The 887-nt window shown below is 35.3% G+C and carries 1 protein-coding gene; it reads left to right on the top strand.

Features of this window, described 5'->3' with window-relative positions; translation table 11 throughout:
• Positions 1 to 145: 145 nt before the first annotated feature.
• Positions 146 to 887 (top strand): phospholipase effector Tle1 domain-containing protein (locus B0A64_RS23940; protein ID WP_165769875.1); only part of this gene is annotated, 742 nt, incomplete at its 3' end.

Below are 887 nucleotides of genomic sequence, written 5' to 3'. Positions count from 1 at the left end.
ACTTAGAAATCAAAATAAATCCTGGAAGTGAATATTTAGGTGTAACACTTAAGAATGGAATTAATGCTATACCGCTAAAGAAAAGTAAACTAGAAGTTTTTGAGTCGCGTTCATTAACAAAAAAGTATAAAAAAGAATAGTTGTTATGGGAAAAACATTTGTATACAATACGGGAGCAAGTAAAGATGAAGTAAAAAAGGATGATCTTCATCTTATTTTTGGGGTATTTATTGATGGTACACTAAACAATAAGAACAATACCGATATGCGTACTGTACACAGTCGAACGGTTAAGGGTAAAGTTGATTATTCGAAAGGAAATGATAAACTGGAAAGTGAAGATGAAGAAAAATATAATAATATTAAGAATAAAGGGAGAATAGAACAATTGCTCTCTAAACAAAATAAAACACCTGCAGAGAAAGCTGAGTTTGATGCTATTCCTGAAAGAGACAAATATCTTGTAGCTTCATACAGAGTTCCTTTAAACGAGTTTGGTCTGGACCGTATGGGGACAGATAACAGCTATAGTAATGATTATACCAATGTAGCACGTATGTGGCAATGTTGTGAGCAGGAAGTATATGCTATTTATGTACCAGGCATGGGGACTGATAACTTAATGCGTGACAGTCAGGATGGTTTTGCATTTGGTTCCGGGCAAACGGGTATACGTGCCAGAGTTCGAAACGCATGTGAGCAAGTGGCAGATAAAGTAGCCAAAGAATTGGAAAAAGGAAATGAGAATACTGTTCTAACTCAAATTACACTTGATATCTTTGGTTTTAGTCGTGGTGCTGCTACAGCAAGAAATCTGGTTTATGAAGTAAATCACGACTATGGTTATGCAAAAGCAGTACAAAAAGAAATTCCTAACGGGGTTGAAT

The organism is Flavobacterium araucananum, from assembly GCF_002222055.1.
Classification (GTDB): domain Bacteria; phylum Bacteroidota; class Bacteroidia; order Flavobacteriales; family Flavobacteriaceae; genus Flavobacterium; species Flavobacterium araucananum.
The sequence above is the reverse complement of the archived record's forward strand: the minus strand, read 5'-3'. Positions and strand labels throughout refer to the sequence as shown.